Origin of the sequence: Pontiella sp. (assembly GCF_041622395.1) — a bacterium.
Lineage (GTDB): Bacteria > Verrucomicrobiota > Kiritimatiellia > Kiritimatiellales > Pontiellaceae > Pontiella.
The window spans coordinates 1-18,049 of record NZ_JBFJYW010000032.1; the positions used below are offsets into that span (position 1 = coordinate 1).

Sequence of the window (18,049 nt, forward strand, 5' to 3'; positions counted from 1 at the left end):
GAGGGCGATCCGGAGCATCCGCGGCTGATGACCGGCAAGAGCCGCCGGGATTTGACCGCGTCGATGCGCGAGTGGTGCGACAAACGGGTGGGCGAGCTCGAGCAGGAAAATCTTTGCGGATTCATTTTCAAGAGCAAATCGCCGAGTTGCGGCATGGAGCGGGTGAAGGTGTATTCGGAGCACGGCATGCCCTCGAACACGGGGCGCGGCCTTTTCGCCGATGCTTTCATGAACCGTTTCCCGTTGCTCCCCGTCGAGGAGGAAGGGCGGCTGCATGATCCGGCGCTGCGCGAAAACTTCATTGAGTGCGTCTTTGCCCTGCGGCGTTGGCGCGAACTGCTGGCGGAGAACAACACCCGCGCGGGGTTGGTCAAGTTCCACGAGCGGCACAAATATTTGTTGATGTCGCACAGCGTCCCGGCGTATCGCGCGCTGGGCCGGATCGTCGCGGAAATGAAGGGGCGGCGGCTTCCGGTAGTTCAAAAGGAGTATCTCGGGCAAATGATGGAGGCGCTGCGGGCGCGGGCGACCGTCAGCCGGCACGTCAATGTGCTCGAGCATTTGGCGGGGTATTTCAAGAAACCGTTGGGGCCGGACGAAAAGGCCGAGCTGCGCGAAACGATCGCGAGCTACAAGGCCGGCCATGTTCCGCTGATCGTTCCGATCACGCTGATCAATCACTACATCCGCAAATACCAGGAACCTTACTTGGCGGACCAATATTACCTGAAACCGAATCCGGTCGAGCTGCGGCTCCGTAACCATGTCTATTGATTCGGGGCCCTGCGGCCGCAAGAATCCGGGCGTGCGCTTATAGGTGTTTCATCCAGCCGATCAGGTTGGTGAGGTGCCAGCCTTGCCGGCGGTAGAAGCCGAGGGCGGGATGGTTGTCGCGGTCGGCCAGGAGCTGCAGCCGGGCAAGACCGCGTTCGGCCGCCCAGTCCTCGAGCGCGCGGAGCAGGGCGGAGCCGACGCCTTTGCCGCGGTGTGCGATGTCCACCACAACGTCTTCGACGACGCCGACCTCTCGGCCCTTGGCGGTGGAGACGTGGATTTGCACGGTGCACATGCCGATGACCTGCTCCTTGCGCTCGGCAACGAAGATGGCGGTGTTTGGCCGGTCCAGCAAAAGGTCGAGCCCCTGCTTCTGCGTCGCGTAGTCGGCCGTGAAATCGATCTCCAGGGCAAAGAGTTGCCGGAGCAGTTCGGCCATCGCCGGCACATCGTCTTTCGTTGCGATCCGTATTTTCATGATGGGTGTTCCGCGGGGCGTCCTCTCGGGGTGGCCCGGGCCTCTTACTTGTTTCCGGTCTTCTTGCGGCGTCGTTTTTTGAACAGGGTTTCGTAGTCGATGTCGAGCTTCTGGATTTTGTAGCGCACCATGCGTTCGGTGATGCCGAGCTCGCGGGCGGCGGCGCTGATGGTTCCTTTGTGGCGCTTGAGCGAGTCGACGATAAGGTCGCGTTCGAGCATGGCGACCCGGGCCTTGAGCGTGTGCTGGTTGCTGCCGGTTGCGGCGATGGCGACGGGGGTTTGCAGCGTGGGCGGAAGGTCGTGCCCGTGGATGACGCCGTCTTCCTTGCCCATGAGCACCGCGTATTCAATCGTGTTTTCGAGTTCGCGGACGTTGCCGGGCCAATGGTAGGCCATCAGCATGTTGATGGCCGGCGTGCTGATGCGCCGGATCTCCACCTTCATTTGCGTCGAATACTTTTTGACGAAAAAATTGGTCAGCAACAGGACGTCGTCGCGCCGCGAGCGTAGCGCGGGCAGATAGATCGGGAAGACGTTGATGCGGTAGAACAGGTCCTGGCGGAAGGCGTTTTCCTGGATCAGGGTCTCGAGGTCGGCGTTGGTTGCGGCCACGATGCGTACGTTGGCCCGGCGCTGCTCGTTGCTGCCGACGCGTTCGTAGGTCCGCTCCTGCAGAACGCGCAGCAGTTTGACCTGGATGGTAGGGGAGAAGTCGCCGATTTCGTCGAGAAACAGGGTGCCGCCCTCGGCTTCCTGCACGCGGCCGATGCGCGTTTGCAACGCGCCGGTGAAGGCGCCCTTTTCGTGGCCGAAGAGTTCGGATTCGAGCAGGTTTTCGTTGAGGGCGGCGCAGTTGACCTTCACGAACGGTTTTTTTGCGCGGTTGCTGCTGTAGTGAATGGCCGAGGCGACGAGTTCTTTGCCGGTTCCGGATTCGCCGCGGATAAGCACGGTGGTTTCGGAGGCGGCCACCTGGTGGATGCGGGTGTAGACCTCGTGCATCAGGTGCGAGTTGCCGATCATGTTTTCCGGCTGGAACTTTTCCATCATCTCGGCGCGCAGCCGCTCGTTCTCGTTTTCCAGCGCCTGGCGTTCCATGCGCGCGTTGCGGCGGGCAACGACGTCGGTCGCGAGCATGGTGGCGACGATGGAAAGGAAGCGGGCCAGCTCGTTCAGTTCGGGCAGCGGCTGGGCCGCGCAATCGACGGAGAGGGTGCCGACGGTCTCCTTGCCCACGGTAATCGGGACGCAGATAAAGCTGAGTTCCTCGTCGGTGCGGCCGTGCAGCCGGCCCTTGAAGCGCGGCTCGTCCGAGACCAGCGGAACCACGCGCAGTTCGCCGGTTTCCAGCACCTGCCCGGTGATGCCTTCGCCGGGGCGATACGTTGCGTCGGTGGCATGCTGGACCTTTTGGTCTTTGACGGCTTCGACGCGCAGTTCGCGGCCGTCCGCCGTAAGCAGCATGATGGTGCCGCGTTTTACGCTCCGGCTTTTCTCCAGGACATCGATTACTTCGAGGAGGATCTCTTCCTGCTGCGATTTGGCGGAGAGGGTGCGGGCAATGTCGGCCAGCGCTTCGAGTTCCTTGATGTGCCGGTGGTCGCAGATGGTGGGGTTGTTAAACTTACAATTTGGCATGTGCTATAGGTCGTTTTCTTGGCGAAAGTTACAATATTGTTTTGATGCGAGGTCTTTCCGACATGTTCGGCGGCCTTAGTTGCATCAGCTATGCCAAGCGGGCCCGGTGGCGGGAGCGATCGGGCCCGGGAGGGCGGATTGGGTGCTGGAGACGGGGGCGGGCGGATCGCGCTTTACGCCTCTTTTTCGCCCCGGCACTCTTCTTTTGCGCCCGTCCATGAACACGGACAGGTGAGGGTCCAGGCTTCTTCCTCGATTACCGGATGGCCGAGACTGAAGTTGGTGGTGAGCAGCGGAACGCGCTCGCCGTTGTGATCGAGGTAAACTTTGCGGTTGGCTATGCTGGAAATGAACTTGGCGGAACCGCAGTGCGGGCAGGCGGGGGGATTGGGTTTGCTCATGGCGGGATTCGGCTTTCGGGCGGCGGGGGCGCGGGTGCCGAGAGCCTTGGTTTACTCGTAGAACAGGTTGCGGAGCTGGCGCGGCGTGATCGGTTTCTTGGTGGAAACGGCCTGCCGGCGGATTCGGTTGAGCAACCAAGTGAGGGGTTCCTTGCCGGGGTTGATCCGTAGTTTTTCGAGGGCGTGGCGAAGTGCGGCCTCGCCGGAGTGGACCCCGAGGACCACCTGCGTCGAATCGGTGCGTCCGATATCGGCGGCGGCGAACGGCTCGTAGGCGGCGCGGTTGTTGAGCACGGCTTGGACGTGAATGCCCGATTCGTGGGTGAAGACATTTTTTCCGATGATGGGGGCGCAACGGGGGGCTTCCATTTCCGCCGCGCTCAGCACCAGGTCGCACAGTGGGCTGAGCGCGCTTGTGTTGATGCCTAAATAGGGTGCCGCCATCGCAACTTGTTCCAGCGCGGCGTTGCCGGCGCGTTCGCCGATGCCGGCGGCGGTCACATCGACCGCATGCGCACCGCCTTCAAGGGCCGCAAATGAGTTGGCGGTGGCCATGCCGAGGTCGTTGTGGGCATGGAAGGCCAGTTCCAGTCCGGGGGCGGCCGAGCCGAGCTCCTCGAAGAGCGCGCGGGTGGAGAAGGGGTTCATCACGCCCACGGTGTCGGCGATCCGCAAGCGGTTGGCCCCGAGGGTTTGGACGCGGTGCGCAAACGCCAGCAAGAGGCCGTGTTCGGCGCGCGCCGAATCCTGGGCGCCGACCGACACATACGAAAAGCGGCGCCGGGCTTCGGGGAGGATGGTCTCGAGCCGTTCGAGCATCCACTCTTTCGATTTCCCGAGCGCCTGGAAATGGTGGTCGGAAACCGGGAAGGAGAGGTGGACGGAGTCGAGTCCGGCGGATTCCGCCGCATCGAGGTCGATCAGGGCCGCGCGGCACCAGCCCGTGATGCGGCAGGGGAGGGCCAGCGCAATGATTGCCGCGATATCCTCTTGTTCCGTCGGGCCCATTACCGGAATGCCGGCCTCGATCTCGCCGACGCCCGCATTGGCCAACGCTTGGGCGATCTTAAGTTTTTCTTCGCGGGTGAAAACCGCGCCGGGCATCTGCTCGCCGTCGCGAAGGGTGGTGTCGATTAAATAGGGTGTCTTCATCGTGCCCGCCCTAACGCAATAGGTGTGCCGGTTCGTTTGGCGCCAGCGCGGATGGTTGTTAGTGGTTCATTTATAGGTGGTAGTGACGTTTTTGGCGCCGGGCGGCGGGCGCCTGGTTCTGGAAATTATTGTCGAACCTTGTCGGGGTCCGGGAGGGGCGTTTGTGCAAAACCAACTCCATGAGCATGCTACGAACATTTCGACGAAAATTTCCGGAGCGTTGGCTGTTTTTGCGGTAAAGGGCGCATTGGGGCAGCGGTGGCGCGAGATGCTAAAAAAACAATGTTTTTGGAAACTTTAATCTTCCCGCCCGGGGATTCCTTGAGTAGGGTTTCCATCATATGTGGAATGCGTATAGATGCCATAAGTGGGTTGCGAAGGGGCTTTTGCCGGCGGCAATATTGATGCTGGCCGGTCAGAGCCTCGGCGCAGGGGTTACGAAGAGCCAGCTCTCCCGGCTCGATCCGGCCACGGAATCGACCAGTGTTTTGCTGGAAACCTCCAAGGAACTGCTGAAGAACGACCAGATCGATGAGGCCTTGCCGTTCTTGGAGGAGGTGCTGCTTCGTTTGGAAGGCGATGCGGAGAAGAAGGCGCGGCAGACGCTGGCCTTTACCCTCTACCAGCTGGCGTACTGCCAAATGAAGCTGGGCGAATATGTTTCGGCGGCGCGCAACTTCGCCCGTTTTGCCGACGAGTTTCCGGAAGACGCCCAGCAGGAGGCGGCGCGCGTGATGGCGGCACAGTGCCTCACCATGGTGCAGCAGTGGCCAATGGTGGAGGAGCAGTCGGCGCTCGTGCTGAAAAATCCCCGCCTGCCGGAAGAGCTGAAGGTTTCGGCCACGCAGCTGATGGCGGAGGCGTGCTACCAGCAGGAAAAATGGAAAGAGGCGACCCGTCCGTTGGTTTCGCTCTTCCGCATTGCGAAGACCGACACGGTCCGTGCGGGCGCGGCGGTGATGCTGGTGACTTGCTATGTCCGGCTCGACGATTTCAGCAATCTCTTCCAATTTCTGCCGCATTGCGACGCCGCGGCCCGCCATGACGTGGGGCTGAACGTGGCCCTGCTCGAAGCGGGAGATTCGCACTACAACAAAGGCGAGTTCCAGAAGGCGCTCCTGCTCTATCGGCTGGTGTTGACCAAAAAGGAACTCATTGCCCACTATGAAGAACGCATCCTTACGCTGAAGGGGCAGATGAAGCCTTTCGTGGCGGGCGGGACGATGACGCTTTCCGAGTTCAAGGAGAAGCAACTCAAGCAGCAACAGCTGTTCGATCGCCTGAAGAGGCACTACGAAGTCATTACCAATTTCCAAGACTACGACATGGATGTAATGTTGCGCACGGCCCAGTGCTATAACGATCTGGAGCGCAACTGGCCCGCCCATGCGATCTACCGCCGCATCTATGACGAAAATCCGGACAGCGAATTGGCGGACCAGGCCTGTTTCGCGGCCTTCGCCGTGATGCTCGACGAGCGCGAGTGGGCGCTCGCCACCGCCGAGGGATATGACTATGTGCAGAACCGCCGCGACGGCGAATTCCTTGACGATGTGACGCTGAACCTGATGCAGGTTCATATGCAGCAGGAACAATTCGAGCCGGCCTACGAGATCGCGACGAAGGCGCTGGAGCTTTCGCCGGATCACAAGTATATCGACCAGATAACCTATTTGATGGGCTATATCCGCTTCATGCAGTTCAGCTATGCGGATGCGTTGGTCAGCTTCCGCGAAATCCTGAAGCGGTGGCCGGAGAGTCGCTACTACGAGTCGGCGGAATACTGGCAGTCGATGTCGCTGCTGTTCCTCGGCGAGTTTGCCCAGGCGACGACGGCGTTCCAGGCGTACCTGAGCAATCCGAAATACGAAGAGCGCTTCTATGCGGAGGATGCCACCTACCGCCTCGGCGTCGCCCAGTACGGGGCCGAGCAATATGAGGCCTCGGAAGGCACGCTGCGCGGGTTCGTGGATACCTATCCGGAAAGCCGATTGCTCTCGGAGGCCTATGCCATGCTTGGCGACCTGCGTGGTGCCGAAGGCGATATGGAGGTCGCGCTCGACTTCTATTCGTTCGCGCGCGACAAGGCGCAGAACATGTCGCAGGTGAATTACCCCACCTTCCAGTCCGCCGATGTGCTGATGCGGCTGAAGCGCTATGGGGATGTGATTTCAATGCTCGCGGACTATCTCGGGAAATGGGACGATCAGGCCGATTTTGCCAATGCCGCCAACTGGCAGGGCAAGGCCTACAAGGCGCGGGATGAGTATGTCCATTCTCTCCGGGCCTATTTCGATCTGGTCGACCAGTATGGCAACGACGCCGTTCTGGGCGGGGTCGATCTGATTCTGAACGAGGTGATCTCCGATTACCAAAGCGAGGAGTGGAGTGCCTATCGCGAGGAGATCAGAGATCGCTTGGATGCGCGGCTGCAGGGGGCCTCGGCCAGCAACCAGCGGACACTGGAGCTTCGGTATCAGACGGTGTTTGCAACGATTTTGGAAGGCGACGAGCGGCAACCCTTTGTCGATGCGGTCGTTCGGTCGAAGAATGTGCCGTTGTCCGGCGCGAATACGCTGGTGCTGATTGCGCGCGAGGGCGTGAAGCGCGAGGATTGGGCGATGGTGCATGAGGCGAGCGAGCGGTTCACGTCGAACTTCCCGATCTCGAACAACATGCTCTACATCATGCTTGCCAACCTCGATGCGCTGATCAAGGAGGGAAGCTACGACGAGGCGCTGGATCTCTCCGAGACGATTTTGTTGAAGTTCGGCTACAGCAAGTCGGTCGGTTGGGCCCGCAAGCGGCGCGGCGATGTGTACCGTCTCCAGAAAAAATACGAGTTGGCGCTGGAGGCCTATAACGAAGTGTTGGCCGTTCGCGAGTGGCGCGGCGATTTGACGCCCGAGGCGCTCTACTGTTCGGGCGTATGCAAGATGGAGCTGGGCGAAACCGAAGAGGCCTTTGCCTATTTCCAGCGCATTTACGTGCTGTATGAAGATTACGTTGAGTGGGTGGCGCCGGCCTATGCCAAAAGCATCGAATGCCTGGAGATTCTGGGCGGTCACGAGGCGGACATCGTCAACACCTACAAGGAAATGCTGGCGAACGAAAAGGTTGCCGCCACGCCCGAGGGCATCGAGGCAGCCAAGAAATATGCGGAGCTGGTTCCGGCGGAGAAGGCATTATGAGATTGACGGCTTCTATCCTGGTAGTGCTGGCGCTGGTTTCGTCGGTTGTGGCCCAGTCTGAGTATGCGGCGAAGGTGACGGTGAACAACGGCAGCTCCTTCGTGGTTAAGAATTTGAATATCAAGGGGGACCGGCTCTATGCGGAGACGGGATCCGCTTCGTCCTCGCTCTCCATGATCAGCGAGATCGAATTCCGCTTTTCTGGCGTGAGTTTGCCCCTGTGCGAAAAACTGTTCTATACGGGCGATCGCAAGTCGCTGGAAAGTATGCTTGAGCAATATGTTGGGCCGGTGGCGCAGTACAGTTATTTGCCGACCAATCTCGGCGACTATCTCGTTTGGATGCTGAAGGCGCAGTATTGGAACGGCAATGCGGCCGGCGTGGGCAAGACGATTGGCCTGATCCGCGCCGAAAAGAGCCAGTCCCATGTCGACGTTGCCAGCCTCTATTTCGTGATGTTGCTGATCGACCAGGGAAAGACGGAAGATGCCAAGCGGGTTTTCGAGAGCGTTTCGCAACCGGAATCCGTCTCGGTTCCCATGGCGGAATATATCCAGGGCAAACTTGCGCTGGAGGGCGGCGAGCCGCGGCTCGCCATGCAGCATGTGGCGCGCATCCTCGCGTTCCATAGCCGCGACGCGGAGTGGCTGGCGCCGGCCACGGTGCTTGAAGCGCGGATTTACCAGCAGCTGGGGCAACCGCAAAAGGCCGAAGCGGTGGCCAACGAACTTATGATCGCATATCCCGGTACGCAATGGAGCACGCTGGGTGCACAAATCAAAAAAGAATCAACGGGAAACGCAGGAGGTTAGTGGAATGAAAAAAGGATACTTTGGACTCGTGGCAATGTTGGTGTTGCTGGTGGGAATGCTCGTTCCAATCGCAAGCACCTTGGCTCAGGAAGCTGCGCCTGCCGGCGCACCGGTGGTGGCACCTGCCGAAACGGTGACGCTCGGCATGCTGATCAAACAGGGCGGTTGGGCTATGTACCCGCTGGGGCTCTTTTCGGTTGCGATGCTCTATTTCATCATTCGGAACGCCTTGCTGTTGCGTGAAAAGAATATGTTGCGCAACGACCTCAAGGAGCAGATTGAAGCCTTGATGGCCACGCGCGACGTGGCTGCGATCCGTCAGCTCTGCGCCGAGAACGACAGCTTGCTGACGGCGGTGCTCGATGCGGGCATGGAGCGTATTTCCGAAGAGCATGAATACGATGCCAAGCATGTCATGGACGCCATCGAGGAGGCCGGAAACGAGCAGATGGTTACCTTCATGAAGCCGATCAATTTTCTGTCGATCATCGGTGGGACGGCCCCGATGCTTGGGCTGTTGGGCACCGTCTCCGGTATGATCAAGGCGTTCTCGATCATTGCGCAGGGCGGCATGGGCGACCCCGGCAAGCTCGCGGGTTCGATCGGTGAGGCATTGATTACGACGGCGACGGGACTCGTGATTGCCATCCCGGCCATGTTTGCCTACTTTTTGTTCAAGAATAATTTCATCAAAAGCATGTCGACCATGGGGCGCTTGGTGGGTCACTACCTGAACATCTATCGCTACGCCAAAGTTAAATAAGGCAACGGGGATAATCCGTGAAATTCAGGATTCCAATCGAAGGCGGCGACGACGATATCAACATGGCTCCCATGATTGATATGGTCTTCCTGCTGTTGATCTTCTTCATGGTTGCTTCGCATATGGCCAAAATGGACCGTACGCCCGTGGATTTGCCCGTGGCGGACAAGTCGATTGTTCCCGAAAGCGCGCGCGGTCGCGAGTTGATCACCATTCGTTCGAGAGATCGAACGGGTGAGGAGGTCGATATTCTCATGAACCTCAAGCAAATTGAGGTTGAGGCAATTGCTCCCTATGTTCAGAAAATCTTGGCTGAAAACAAGGATGCCGAGGTCTATTTGCGCGCCGATCGCTTTGCAAGGCACAAGCATGTCAGGGATGTGATGGCGGCCTGTGCCGAAGGTGGCGTGGCCAATGTAATCTTTGCAACGTTCGAGTCGGGGGATTAGCCATGAAAGCATGGATGGATGAACTCATTAATGAAAAGGCCGAGTTGCAGATTGCCCCGCTTATCGACGTGGTCTTCCTGTTGCTGATCTATTTCATGGTCAGCGCCCGCCTCAAACGCCCGGAAGCGGACTTGACGCTCGCATTGCCCGGCGCGGTTTCTGTTTCAACCCAGCTTGAGATGCCGGATGAGCAGATCATCGAGGTGACTTCCGACGGTAAAATCGTTCTCAACAACAGGGTTTATTCTTCTCCGGACAAGTCGGACCTCGCCGGGTTGGAGTTTACGTTGCTTCGCTATAGCCAGGCCGCCGCGCTCTCCAAGACCAAGGCGATGATTACCATTGCGGCCGAGGACGATGCCGTCCATGAGCGCGTGATCGACGTGCTCAACGCGTGCGCGGGCGCCGGAATCAAAAACGTTACGTTTGGTTCGGTCAACTAGCGCCTAGTTGGGCGATGGCAGGTCCTTGCGCGAGTAGCCGACCTCGGCCAAAACCTTATCGGTTGTCTGGAAGTGGCATTTGGCGGTGTCGAGCAAGATGCCCGGACCCTTGTTTGCCACGAGCTTTTCGGCTTCGCGCCGTACCTTGTCGGACGCCCCTTTTGGGATCTCGAAGCCTTGGGCTTTTCCCATCTGCTTGAGGGCATGAATGAATCCCGCCCGTGCGAGGATCGAAGCCGCCGCAACCGCGGGGTCGGATTCGGCCTTGGTGCGCTGGTCGAGTTTGATTTTTTTCCCTTTGTCAAACAGGGCCCGTTCGATCTGATGCGTCGGCCCGAACTTGTCCGACAGCGCGCGAGGGCAATCCGGAACTTTTTCCAAAAGGTTTTCAATCGCCCGGGCATGGCCCCAGGCCAACATCTTGTTCACGTTCCTGATTTTTGCGTACATCCGGTTGTAGGCCCGAGGGCCGATGGTGACCATCGCGCAACGATCGCCCAAGAGTTTGCGGATATCGCGTGCCATATTCAAGGCCACGTTGTCGGAGGAAATCTTTTTCGAGTCGCGTACGCCCATTTCGCGCAGTTTTTCAACCAGCCCTTCGTCGACATAGGCGGAGGCAATGACCAAGGGGCCGAAAAAGTCGCCTTTGCCGCTTTCGTCGATCCCCATATGGGGTTGGAACGCTTCGGGGTCGTGAAAATCTTCGTATCCCATTACGGCTTCTTTAAGGATTTCGGTTTCCAGCGTGAATGTGATCCATTCCTGGGCCGCTTTTCCTTGAACCAGTAGTTTTCCTGAATTGTAGAGGTTGATTCGGCAGTCGGGGATGGAGACGGCCATTTGGGTGTGCGGCACGCTTTGTTTCAGGTACTTGGAGCTACCCAGCAGGCGTTTGAGCTCCCGCTGTTGTTCTTCGTTTAGTTTGAAGGTGAAAGAGTTGGTTTTCATAAGGGGGTCCGTGGTAAACGTGGCTGTGTTAAATAACAAATCGGAGGCGTTTAACAAAGGCGCTTTTCCTGGCAATGGGTGGATTTGGAGTTAATCGTGAAAAATACTTGGCATGTATTATTTGTATTCGCCTTTTTTTTGTCTTCCGTACAGGTGGCTTCCGCTGCCGAAAAAGATGGGGTTGTGCCGCCGGTGCCAACCTATGCCGATGCCGCCCTGATCCTTGCGCGGAATACCGGTTTTTTTGATCGGTATGTTGAAAAAAACGCCTCCCTGAATGACTGCGTGGCTTTTCTAAATGGGATTGGCGTTCGTTTTGGACTTATGGAGGTGGTTAACGGCAAGGAGTTTACGTTGCATGATTGCGCCCGCTCCATGGGGCAGATCGAGCTGATTTTGTCGGGTGAGGCGGAGTATGTCGCCGGCAAAGTTTTGTTGCCTAAAGACGTTGATTCATGGGAGAGCTTCTGTATTATGAATGGTGTGGATTTCATAGCAGGCTACGAAACCATGGTACAGGCGTTGGGAGCTGGTTGGCATGATGCGGAATAGTTTTGCTTGCGCCTGAAAGAAATTTTTAATACTAATGCGAAACTTAACTTAAGGATTAGGGGATATGAGCAGACATAGTTTTATTGCCGGTTTGATCGTAGCGCTGCTAGGAATAGGAGTTGCGCCAAATGTGGCGAAGGCCCAGCAGGAAAATTCGTCGAGTGAAGTGCAAGTTGCCATCAGCGCAGCGGAAAAAGCAGTTCAAAAAGCTCGTGCGGATATCGAAAAGGGCAAGGAAATGCTCGCGCTGATTCCCGAGGATTCCCCGCTCATGCCCGATATTGCCGAAATGGTTGAGGCCGCTGCGGAAAACTGGAAGGTTGCCGTGGATTCCCTTAAAGGGGCTAAGGAAAGTGCCGGCAAGATAGAATCTGCCGGAAACCCGTCTCTTGCGGGTGATTATGCACTGCTTGCAAAGGTAAATGCGGGAGTAGCTCTTTCTGGTGCCAAAATTGTTGGTATGGCCGTGGCTTACGTTGAGGCGGTTGCAACCAACAAAACGGAAAGCCTGGATATCATCCGCACTGCCTTGCGGGATGCCGTGGCCGCATCGTCGCAGGTCCAGTTCAATTATGATCGCGTGAAAAAACTGATCACCGAAAAGTATTCTAAGTAAAGGAGCCCATCATGAACGGAAATTCAATTCTTAAAGCTGGAGTGTTGGGAATGGCATCCCTTTTGTTTGCCGTTCATGCCAGTGGCGCGGACAAAATTGCCGCATCCGCCATTCTTGCGGAGCTTTCAACGATCTCGGTTGAGGCGCAAGCCAACGTGGTTGACGCCGCTGCAACAGGAAACCTTGAGGCGATGGCGGAAGCCAATCGGCGCGCCGATGCCGTGGATGCCGCCGTTGCGGCCGGACAGGCCGCTTCTACCGCAATGGACCGGGCTATCGAGGCCAATGACCAGGACGCTGCAGATGCGGCCGAAGATGGAGTCAAGGATGCTCTTCAAATGGCCAAAGATGGCCTGAATGGTATTGTGCCCAAGGTTTCGGCCACCAAAGCATGGAAAGCATCCAAAAAGAACACGGGCGGCGGTCCGGCAGATCCCTATGACGCACCGAACATGTATGACATCCCTTCGAAGACAAAGGTCCAGCAGGGTGTGGCGCAAAAGAGCTGGGGTACCCTCTGGTCTTCGGGTGCAATCGGCAGCGGCTTGGAAAGTGGTGGTTTCGCAGATCGCGAAGCGACACCGGAGTAGTCGTGTACGTGAGGCGAGTGAGTTTTTGTTACAGGTTGTTTAAGGGAGTTTGTTGGTATGAATAGGAAATCGCTTCATTTAATGGTGGCCCTGTCTTTGGTTGGTGGTGCGTCATACGCAGCCAAGGAACGGGTTGTTCGGTTCCAGAACCACGTGCGCGTTGGCTACGATGACAACATTTACGCAACGAAGGATGGCGATGGGTCGGCATTCGTTACCGATATCGTTAACCTTTCGGCTAAGCTGAACTTTTCTACACGCACCGATGCGTTGTTGTATTGGCAGCCGGAGTTCCAGTATCGCGTTGATGGCGATCCGGAGCTGATTACGTATCAGGATTTGTATGCACGGTTGAATCACGCGATTTCCCAGCAAGCGTTTCTGACGCTTTCCGATCGTTTCCGCTATCAGCAGAAGGAAGGGCAGGTCGATGACGTTGATGATTTCAATCAGAACTACATCGAAAACGATCTGCTTGGCGCTCTCGAGTACACCTTGAATCCCGTAAGCTACGTGAAGGTTGGTGCGGGTTACGAATTTCGCGTGTGGGACGATAGCGATTACGGCAAGTGGGATTCGGATAATAATACAGGCGGCAACGACTATACGCAGCTCAAGGGCGATGCTTCCTATATCCGCCAACTGAAGCCAAACAAGACGCAGGCCATCGGCGGAGTAAACGTACTCAGCCATTCCTACGACGGCGATCGCGGTGGGTATGACTCCTTCACCTTCATGGGAGGTGTTGATCAGAATTTCACCGCCAATATGACTGGATTTGGTCGCTTGGGTTATACCTTCGCCAGCATTGACGGGGTCGACGGCGCAAGTGAAGACTCTTCCTCTCCGTATCTTGAGATGGGCATGGATTACAACCCTTCGGCTCGGACAACCTTCAATGGCACATTCGGCTACTCGGTTTATCGTTCGCAAAATTCAAGCTACAACATGCAGGATCGTCTCTCCTTCGGGCTTGGCGCTCGCCACGATATTACGGCCAAGATCAATATTGCGGCAACGATGTCCTATATCATCAGCATGTATGACGCGAAATACACGAGCGGAGTTAACAGCGTGTCTGATTTTGATGACAGCTTCTTGTCGTTGACTGCACGTTGTTCCTATCAGGTAAATCGCAACAACTTTGTTGAGGCCGGTTACTATTTCGGAAAGCGGATGTCGGATGCATCTTCCGCCGAATACGACCGCAATCGCTTCGATGTGGGTTGGCGCCTGAGATTATAGGATCGCGGTCGATTCTTGTAGTTTTGATTTGATGACAAGATGGTGAAGGTTTACCTTCACCATCTTGATTTTTTTACAGGGAGAATTGTAGATGAGTACTGATACAGCGCAACAGTCGAGCACCCTTCATTTCCTCGACTATTGGCGGGTCATTCGATCCCGCAAGGAAATTGTTCTTGCCGTTGCGATTCTGGTGGTGTTGACGGGTACCGTCTATACATTGATGCTTCCTAACATCTATCGTTCCCAGGTCCGGATTTCCGTTTCCGAGGATAGTCCTGAAATCGATCCGTTTTCTGGTGGGTCATATTACGGCACGATTTACAATCCCTATTTTTTACGTACGCAGTTCGAGATCATCCAGTCCAAGCCCATTCTGTATGAGGTGATCACCCGCCTCAATCTTGAGAAAGAGTGGGGCAAGGAAGGCGCCAAGATTCCGCGCGAAGTTGCCCATAAAATCTTGGCCAACAGCATCAACGTGATGCAGCAACGCGACACCTCGCTCATCATCATCAGCGTGAATCGCGATAATCCCGAAGAAGCATCCAATATCGCTAACGAGTTGGCGGAGGTCTATCGTGATTCCCGGCTCAATAAAGCCATGTCGGATGCGAAAAGCGCCATTGATAAAATCGGGCAGGCGGTAAAGGAGCAGTTGCTTCGCGTGGAGGCTGCTGAAAACAATCTCCAGAAAATCCGCAAAGACCTGGATATTGCCACGTATGGGGGCGAAGGGCATTACGACGTCGATGAAATGCGCCTCCAGGAAATGGAAGGCCAATGCTTGTCCGCAAAGGCGGAAATGCTTGATAAAGAATCGTTGCTCGAGACCCTGAAGGGGCTGGAAGACAAGGATCTGATCGAGCAGGCTTCTTACATTACCTTCGACCAGATCGTCGTGAACACGGTTCAGCAGATCCAGGATATCGACGTGCAGCTCAGTTCTCTGGATGCCGATTTCGGTGCCAACCACCCGGAAGTAAAACGATATACGTTGCAAAAGGAAAAGCTCGAGGAAACGCTCAAGCAGCGCTTGCAGGCTCTCCGTAATGGCTTGGAGACCGACTATAAGTTGGCGAAAAGCAAGTACGAGCGGCTCGACCGGGAATTGTCTGCCGTCCGGTCCAGTAGCATCGAGTCTCAGGGAGAGAAAAACCGTCCGTACCGTATTGCCTCGGCGCAGCTTGAAGCCGAGCGGTTGATCTACAATCAGCTGATGTCGAAGCATCGGCAGGAAATCATTACGTTGGAAGTCCCAAGCAATCCGGTTGACATCATTGATGTGGCGGAACCGAACCGTCGACCGGTAAGCCCCAATCTTTTCATGAATGTTTTGCTGAGTATTTTTGTCGGCTTGGGCGCGGGCGTGGGCTTGGCTTACTTTATCGAATATCTCGATACTTCCATTAAGACGGCGGACGACGTCGAGCGCATCCTTGGGTTGCCGGTGCTGGGGTTGATTCCCCAGAAAGTGCGCCCGTTGATCGAAGAAGGTCCGGACAGCGAGCATTCCGAGGCCTACCGTGTATTGCGCACGAATCTGGCCTTTACGGAAGGTGGATCGCATCGCGGTGCGTTCTCCGTTCTTTCCAGTGGAGCCGGTGAAGGTAAGTCGACGACCTGTTTTAACTTGGCTTTCGTTTGCGCACAGCAGGGCGAAAAGGTGCTCTTGATTGACGCCGACTTGCGTCGTCCGGTTCAGCACACGATTCTCGGGGTTTCGAACCGCTTCGGTTTGACCAATGTTCTTTTGCGGGATGTTCCGGTGGAGGAAGCCATCAAGGCTACCAGCGTTCCAAACCTGCATTTCCTCCCGTCCGGTCGTCTGCCTCGGACCTCGCTGGGTGTTTTGGATCCCAAGCGGATCGGTGAGTTGATTACCTCCTTGAAATCAAAATACGACGTGGTGTTGATTGATACTCCGCCGTTGGTGGGGATCAGCGATTCTTCCATTATCGCGAAGGAAACCGATGGCGCCATCATCGTTGTCCAATACCGCAAATATCCGCGCGATATGCTCATGAAGGCAAAACAGATGGTCGAGGCGCTTGGCGTCAACGTCATCGGAGCCGTCTTGAACAACATCAACATCATGCGCGACGATTACTATTACTACTACCACTCCTATTACTCGGACTACTACCACAGCTCTCAGAGCGATGTGCTGTCCGATGATCAGGTGTAGCGACTGGAAGCTTTACGAGGTAAATGAAAATGAAGTGTGTTTTCCCTATGATTGCCGCAGTGTTGGTATCTTTCCTGATCAATGGTTGTGTCTTGCAGCCCGTTGATTCAACGATGGCAATTCCTTCCTCGGGCGATATCGCGGTCGAGGCAACCAGCGAGAAAAAGTCATCGTCCAATGATATCAGTGCCTATCAGCTGCAGCCGTTGGATCCGCTCTATATCCGGTTCAGCGGCATCCAAGAGCAGCAGCAGTTGGAGTTGGTGATCGATGAGAACGGCAAAATCGGCCTGTTGCATTTGGAACCGATCAAGGCGGCCGGGCTGACGACTTCCGAACTCGAACAGAAAATAGAGAAGCTCTACATTGATAACGGGATCTATAAAAACGTCTCCATCAACGTGACGATGACGGCCATGGTTTTCTATGTGCAGGGCGAAGTCAACCAGCCCGGCCAGTTCCCGTTAACCACCGGAACCACGCTGCTGCAGGCCATTGCCGGCGCGCGCGGCTATACGGCATTTGCCTGGAAAACCAAGGTCACCATTTCCCGCCATGGAAAAATCTATCGCTTCAATATGAAGGAACTGGAAAAGGATCCTTCCAAGGATGTCAAGATCGAGGCGGGCGATGTGATCAAGGTTCCGCAGCACTGGTACTAGTCGGCAAGCGCCTGAAAGGCGGATAGAAGATGGACATGCAGGCATCGGCCAAACGAATCGGAATCATGGGCGGTTCGTTCGATCCCGTGCATGTCGGCCACCTGATTATTGCCCAGGATGCCGCTGAGCGCCTCGAGCTTTCGGAAGTCATCTTCATTCCGGCGGCCATTCCTCCCCACAAACAGCACGTGCAGCAGGTCGATGCGGAACATCGCTTGAACATGTTGCGGTTGGCGGTCGAAACGGACATCCGGTTCTCGGTTTCGGATACGGAGTTCCAGCGCGGTGGGGTCTCCTATACCATTGATACAATCCGATCCATGAGAGAGGAACATCCCGGTGCCGGCTTGGTTTTGATTGTCGGTTCCGATACGTTGGTCGACCTGCACAACTGGTACAAGATTGACGAGTTGCTGAACCTTTGCGAAGTTGCCACCTTTCTGCGGCCGGGTGAACGTTGCCTGGATGCGATCGCGGAAAAGGTGAACGTGCCCGAGGAGCACAGGAAGCGACTCCTCAAGAATGTAATCGAAGCGCATCTGGTAGAGATTTCTTCGACGGAGATCCGCATGCGCATCGCCGAGGGACTGGGTATCCGCTATTTGGTGCCGCCCGAGGTGGAAATGTATATTTACGAACATGGCCTTTATCGAGGCTGAGGTGAAACATGGAAAAAGATTTTGAAATCATCAAGCAGATCGTCGGTTTTCTCGATGATCGGAAAGCAGAAGACATCGTGGCGCTCGACCTGCGGGAGCACGCCAACATTGCCGATTATTTTGTCATTGCAACCGGGGCCAACAAGCCGCATCTCAAGGCGCTATACGATGGTCTCCAGCGCCTCTTCAAGGATGCGGGTTTCAAGGGCTACCACAAGGAAGGCGTGCCCGATAGCGGGTGGATGATCATGGATTACCACGGCATCATGGTGCACATCTTCGAGCGCGAGCTCCGCGAGTTCTACGATCTCGAAAAGCTCTGGAAGGATGCGCCGAAAGTCGAACTGGAGGTCGGGGAGTAATGGCATTCAAGGTCTACAATACGATGAGCCGGGCCAAAGAGGAACTCGTTCCCCTCGATGGCAAGCATGTCCGCATGTATACCTGCGGCCCCACGGTCTATAACTATGCCCACATCGGCAA

At 56.3% G+C, this 18,049-nt stretch carries 19 protein-coding genes; 14 read left to right on the top strand and 5 right to left on the bottom strand.

Features of this window, described 5'->3' with window-relative positions; translation table 11 throughout:
* Window positions 1-774, top strand: a 774-nt coding sequence (locus ABYO54_RS03240) for a YbgA family protein (RefSeq protein WP_372806801.1), incomplete at its 5' end; no start/stop codon positions are given.
* A gap of 37 nt (window positions 775-811) precedes the next feature.
* On the opposite strand, the gene ABYO54_RS03245 is transcribed toward ABYO54_RS03240, so the two are convergent.
* The 4 genes from ABYO54_RS03245 to ABYO54_RS03260 all read right to left on the bottom strand — a co-directional run bounded on the left by ABYO54_RS03245 (window position 812) and on the right by ABYO54_RS03260 (window position 4,445).
* Window positions 812-1,252 carry an N-acetyltransferase family protein gene (locus ABYO54_RS03245; protein WP_372806802.1) on the bottom strand — a complete coding sequence of 147 codons (441 nt, stop codon included), beginning with the start codon at window positions 1,250-1,252 and terminating at the stop codon, window positions 812-814.
* 44 nt (window positions 1,253-1,296) lie between these two features.
* Window positions 1,297-2,892 carry a sigma-54 interaction domain-containing protein gene (locus ABYO54_RS03250; protein ID WP_372806803.1) on the bottom strand — a complete coding sequence of 532 codons (1,596 nt, stop codon included), beginning with the start codon at window positions 2,890-2,892 and terminating at the stop codon, window positions 1,297-1,299.
* 173 nt (window positions 2,893-3,065) lie between these two features.
* Complete coding sequence (locus ABYO54_RS03255; RefSeq protein ID WP_372806804.1) at window positions 3,066-3,293, bottom strand: hypothetical protein; 228 nt, start codon at window positions 3,291-3,293, stop codon at window positions 3,066-3,068.
* A 51-nt stretch (window positions 3,294-3,344) separates the two neighbouring features.
* Window positions 3,345-4,445, bottom strand: a complete 1,101-nt coding sequence (locus ABYO54_RS03260; RefSeq protein ID WP_372806805.1) for a homocitrate synthase — start codon at window positions 4,443-4,445, stop codon at window positions 3,345-3,347.
* Between the two features lie 386 nt (window positions 4,446-4,831).
* Here ABYO54_RS03260 and ABYO54_RS03265 point away from each other — a divergent pair, with 386 nt between their 5' ends.
* The 5 genes from ABYO54_RS03265 to ABYO54_RS03285 are packed head-to-tail and all read left to right on the top strand — an operon-like array spanning window position 4,832 to window position 10,103.
* Entirely contained in the window at window positions 4,832-7,636 is a 2,805-nt protein-coding gene (locus ABYO54_RS03265; protein ID WP_372806806.1) for a tetratricopeptide repeat protein, read from the top strand.
* Window positions 7,633-8,448 carry a tol-pal system YbgF family protein gene (locus ABYO54_RS03270; protein ID WP_372806807.1) on the top strand — a complete coding sequence of 272 codons (816 nt, stop codon included), beginning with the start codon at window positions 7,633-7,635 and terminating at the stop codon, window positions 8,446-8,448. Before ABYO54_RS03265 ends, ABYO54_RS03270 begins: the two co-directional genes overlap by 4 nt.
* A 4-nt stretch (window positions 8,449-8,452) precedes the next feature.
* On the top strand, window positions 8,453-9,211 hold the full coding sequence (locus ABYO54_RS03275; protein WP_372806808.1) for a MotA/TolQ/ExbB proton channel family protein: 759 nt from the start codon (window positions 8,453-8,455) through the stop codon (window positions 9,209-9,211).
* Between the two features lie 17 nt (window positions 9,212-9,228).
* Window positions 9,229-9,660 carry an ExbD/TolR family protein gene (locus ABYO54_RS03280; RefSeq protein WP_372806809.1) on the top strand — a complete coding sequence of 144 codons (432 nt, stop codon included), beginning with the start codon at window positions 9,229-9,231 and terminating at the stop codon, window positions 9,658-9,660.
* A 2-nt stretch (window positions 9,661-9,662) separates the two neighbouring features.
* Window positions 9,663-10,103 (top strand): ExbD/TolR family protein, encoded by a 441-nt coding sequence (locus tag ABYO54_RS03285; RefSeq protein ID WP_372806810.1) that lies wholly within the window; start codon window positions 9,663-9,665, stop codon window positions 10,101-10,103.
* 3 nt (window positions 10,104-10,106) lie between these two features.
* Here ABYO54_RS03285 and rnhC read toward each other — a convergent pair whose 3' ends face one another.
* Window positions 10,107-11,054 (bottom strand): ribonuclease HIII, encoded by a 948-nt coding sequence (gene rnhC, locus ABYO54_RS03290; RefSeq protein ID WP_372806811.1) that lies wholly within the window; start codon window positions 11,052-11,054, stop codon window positions 10,107-10,109.
* 96 nt (window positions 11,055-11,150) lie between these two features.
* Between rnhC and ABYO54_RS03295 the strand changes: the two genes are divergently transcribed.
* The 8 genes from ABYO54_RS03295 to rsfS all read left to right on the top strand — a co-directional run bounded on the left by ABYO54_RS03295 (window position 11,151) and on the right by rsfS (window position 17,928).
* Window positions 11,151-11,606, top strand: a complete 456-nt coding sequence (locus tag ABYO54_RS03295; protein WP_372806812.1) for a hypothetical protein — start codon at window positions 11,151-11,153, stop codon at window positions 11,604-11,606.
* 64 nt (window positions 11,607-11,670) lie between these two features.
* On the top strand, window positions 11,671-12,222 hold the full coding sequence (locus ABYO54_RS03300; RefSeq protein ID WP_372806813.1) for a hypothetical protein: 552 nt from the start codon (window positions 11,671-11,673) through the stop codon (window positions 12,220-12,222).
* Window positions 12,223-12,233: 11 nt separating this feature from the next.
* On the top strand, window positions 12,234-12,812 hold the full coding sequence (locus ABYO54_RS03305) for a hypothetical protein (protein WP_372806814.1): 579 nt from the start codon (window positions 12,234-12,236) through the stop codon (window positions 12,810-12,812).
* Between the two features lie 57 nt (window positions 12,813-12,869).
* Window positions 12,870-14,057, top strand: coding sequence for an outer membrane beta-barrel protein (locus tag ABYO54_RS03310; RefSeq protein WP_372806815.1), 1,188 nt, complete (start codon window positions 12,870-12,872; stop codon window positions 14,055-14,057).
* A gap of 91 nt (window positions 14,058-14,148) precedes the next feature.
* Window positions 14,149-16,245, top strand: coding sequence for a GumC family protein (locus ABYO54_RS03315; RefSeq protein ID WP_372806816.1), 2,097 nt, complete (start codon window positions 14,149-14,151; stop codon window positions 16,243-16,245).
* 113 nt (window positions 16,246-16,358) lie between these two features.
* A complete protein-coding gene (locus ABYO54_RS03320) occupies window positions 16,359-16,907 on the top strand; it encodes a polysaccharide biosynthesis/export family protein (RefSeq protein WP_372806817.1) in 549 nt (182 codons plus the stop codon).
* A gap of 29 nt (window positions 16,908-16,936) precedes the next feature.
* Window positions 16,937-17,566, top strand: a complete 630-nt coding sequence (nadD, locus tag ABYO54_RS03325; RefSeq protein ID WP_372806818.1) for a nicotinate-nucleotide adenylyltransferase — start codon at window positions 16,937-16,939, stop codon at window positions 17,564-17,566.
* Between the two features lie 8 nt (window positions 17,567-17,574).
* Window positions 17,575-17,928, top strand: coding sequence for a ribosome silencing factor (gene rsfS / locus ABYO54_RS03330; protein WP_372806819.1), 354 nt, complete (start codon window positions 17,575-17,577; stop codon window positions 17,926-17,928).
* Window positions 17,929-18,049 lie beyond the last annotated feature (121 nt).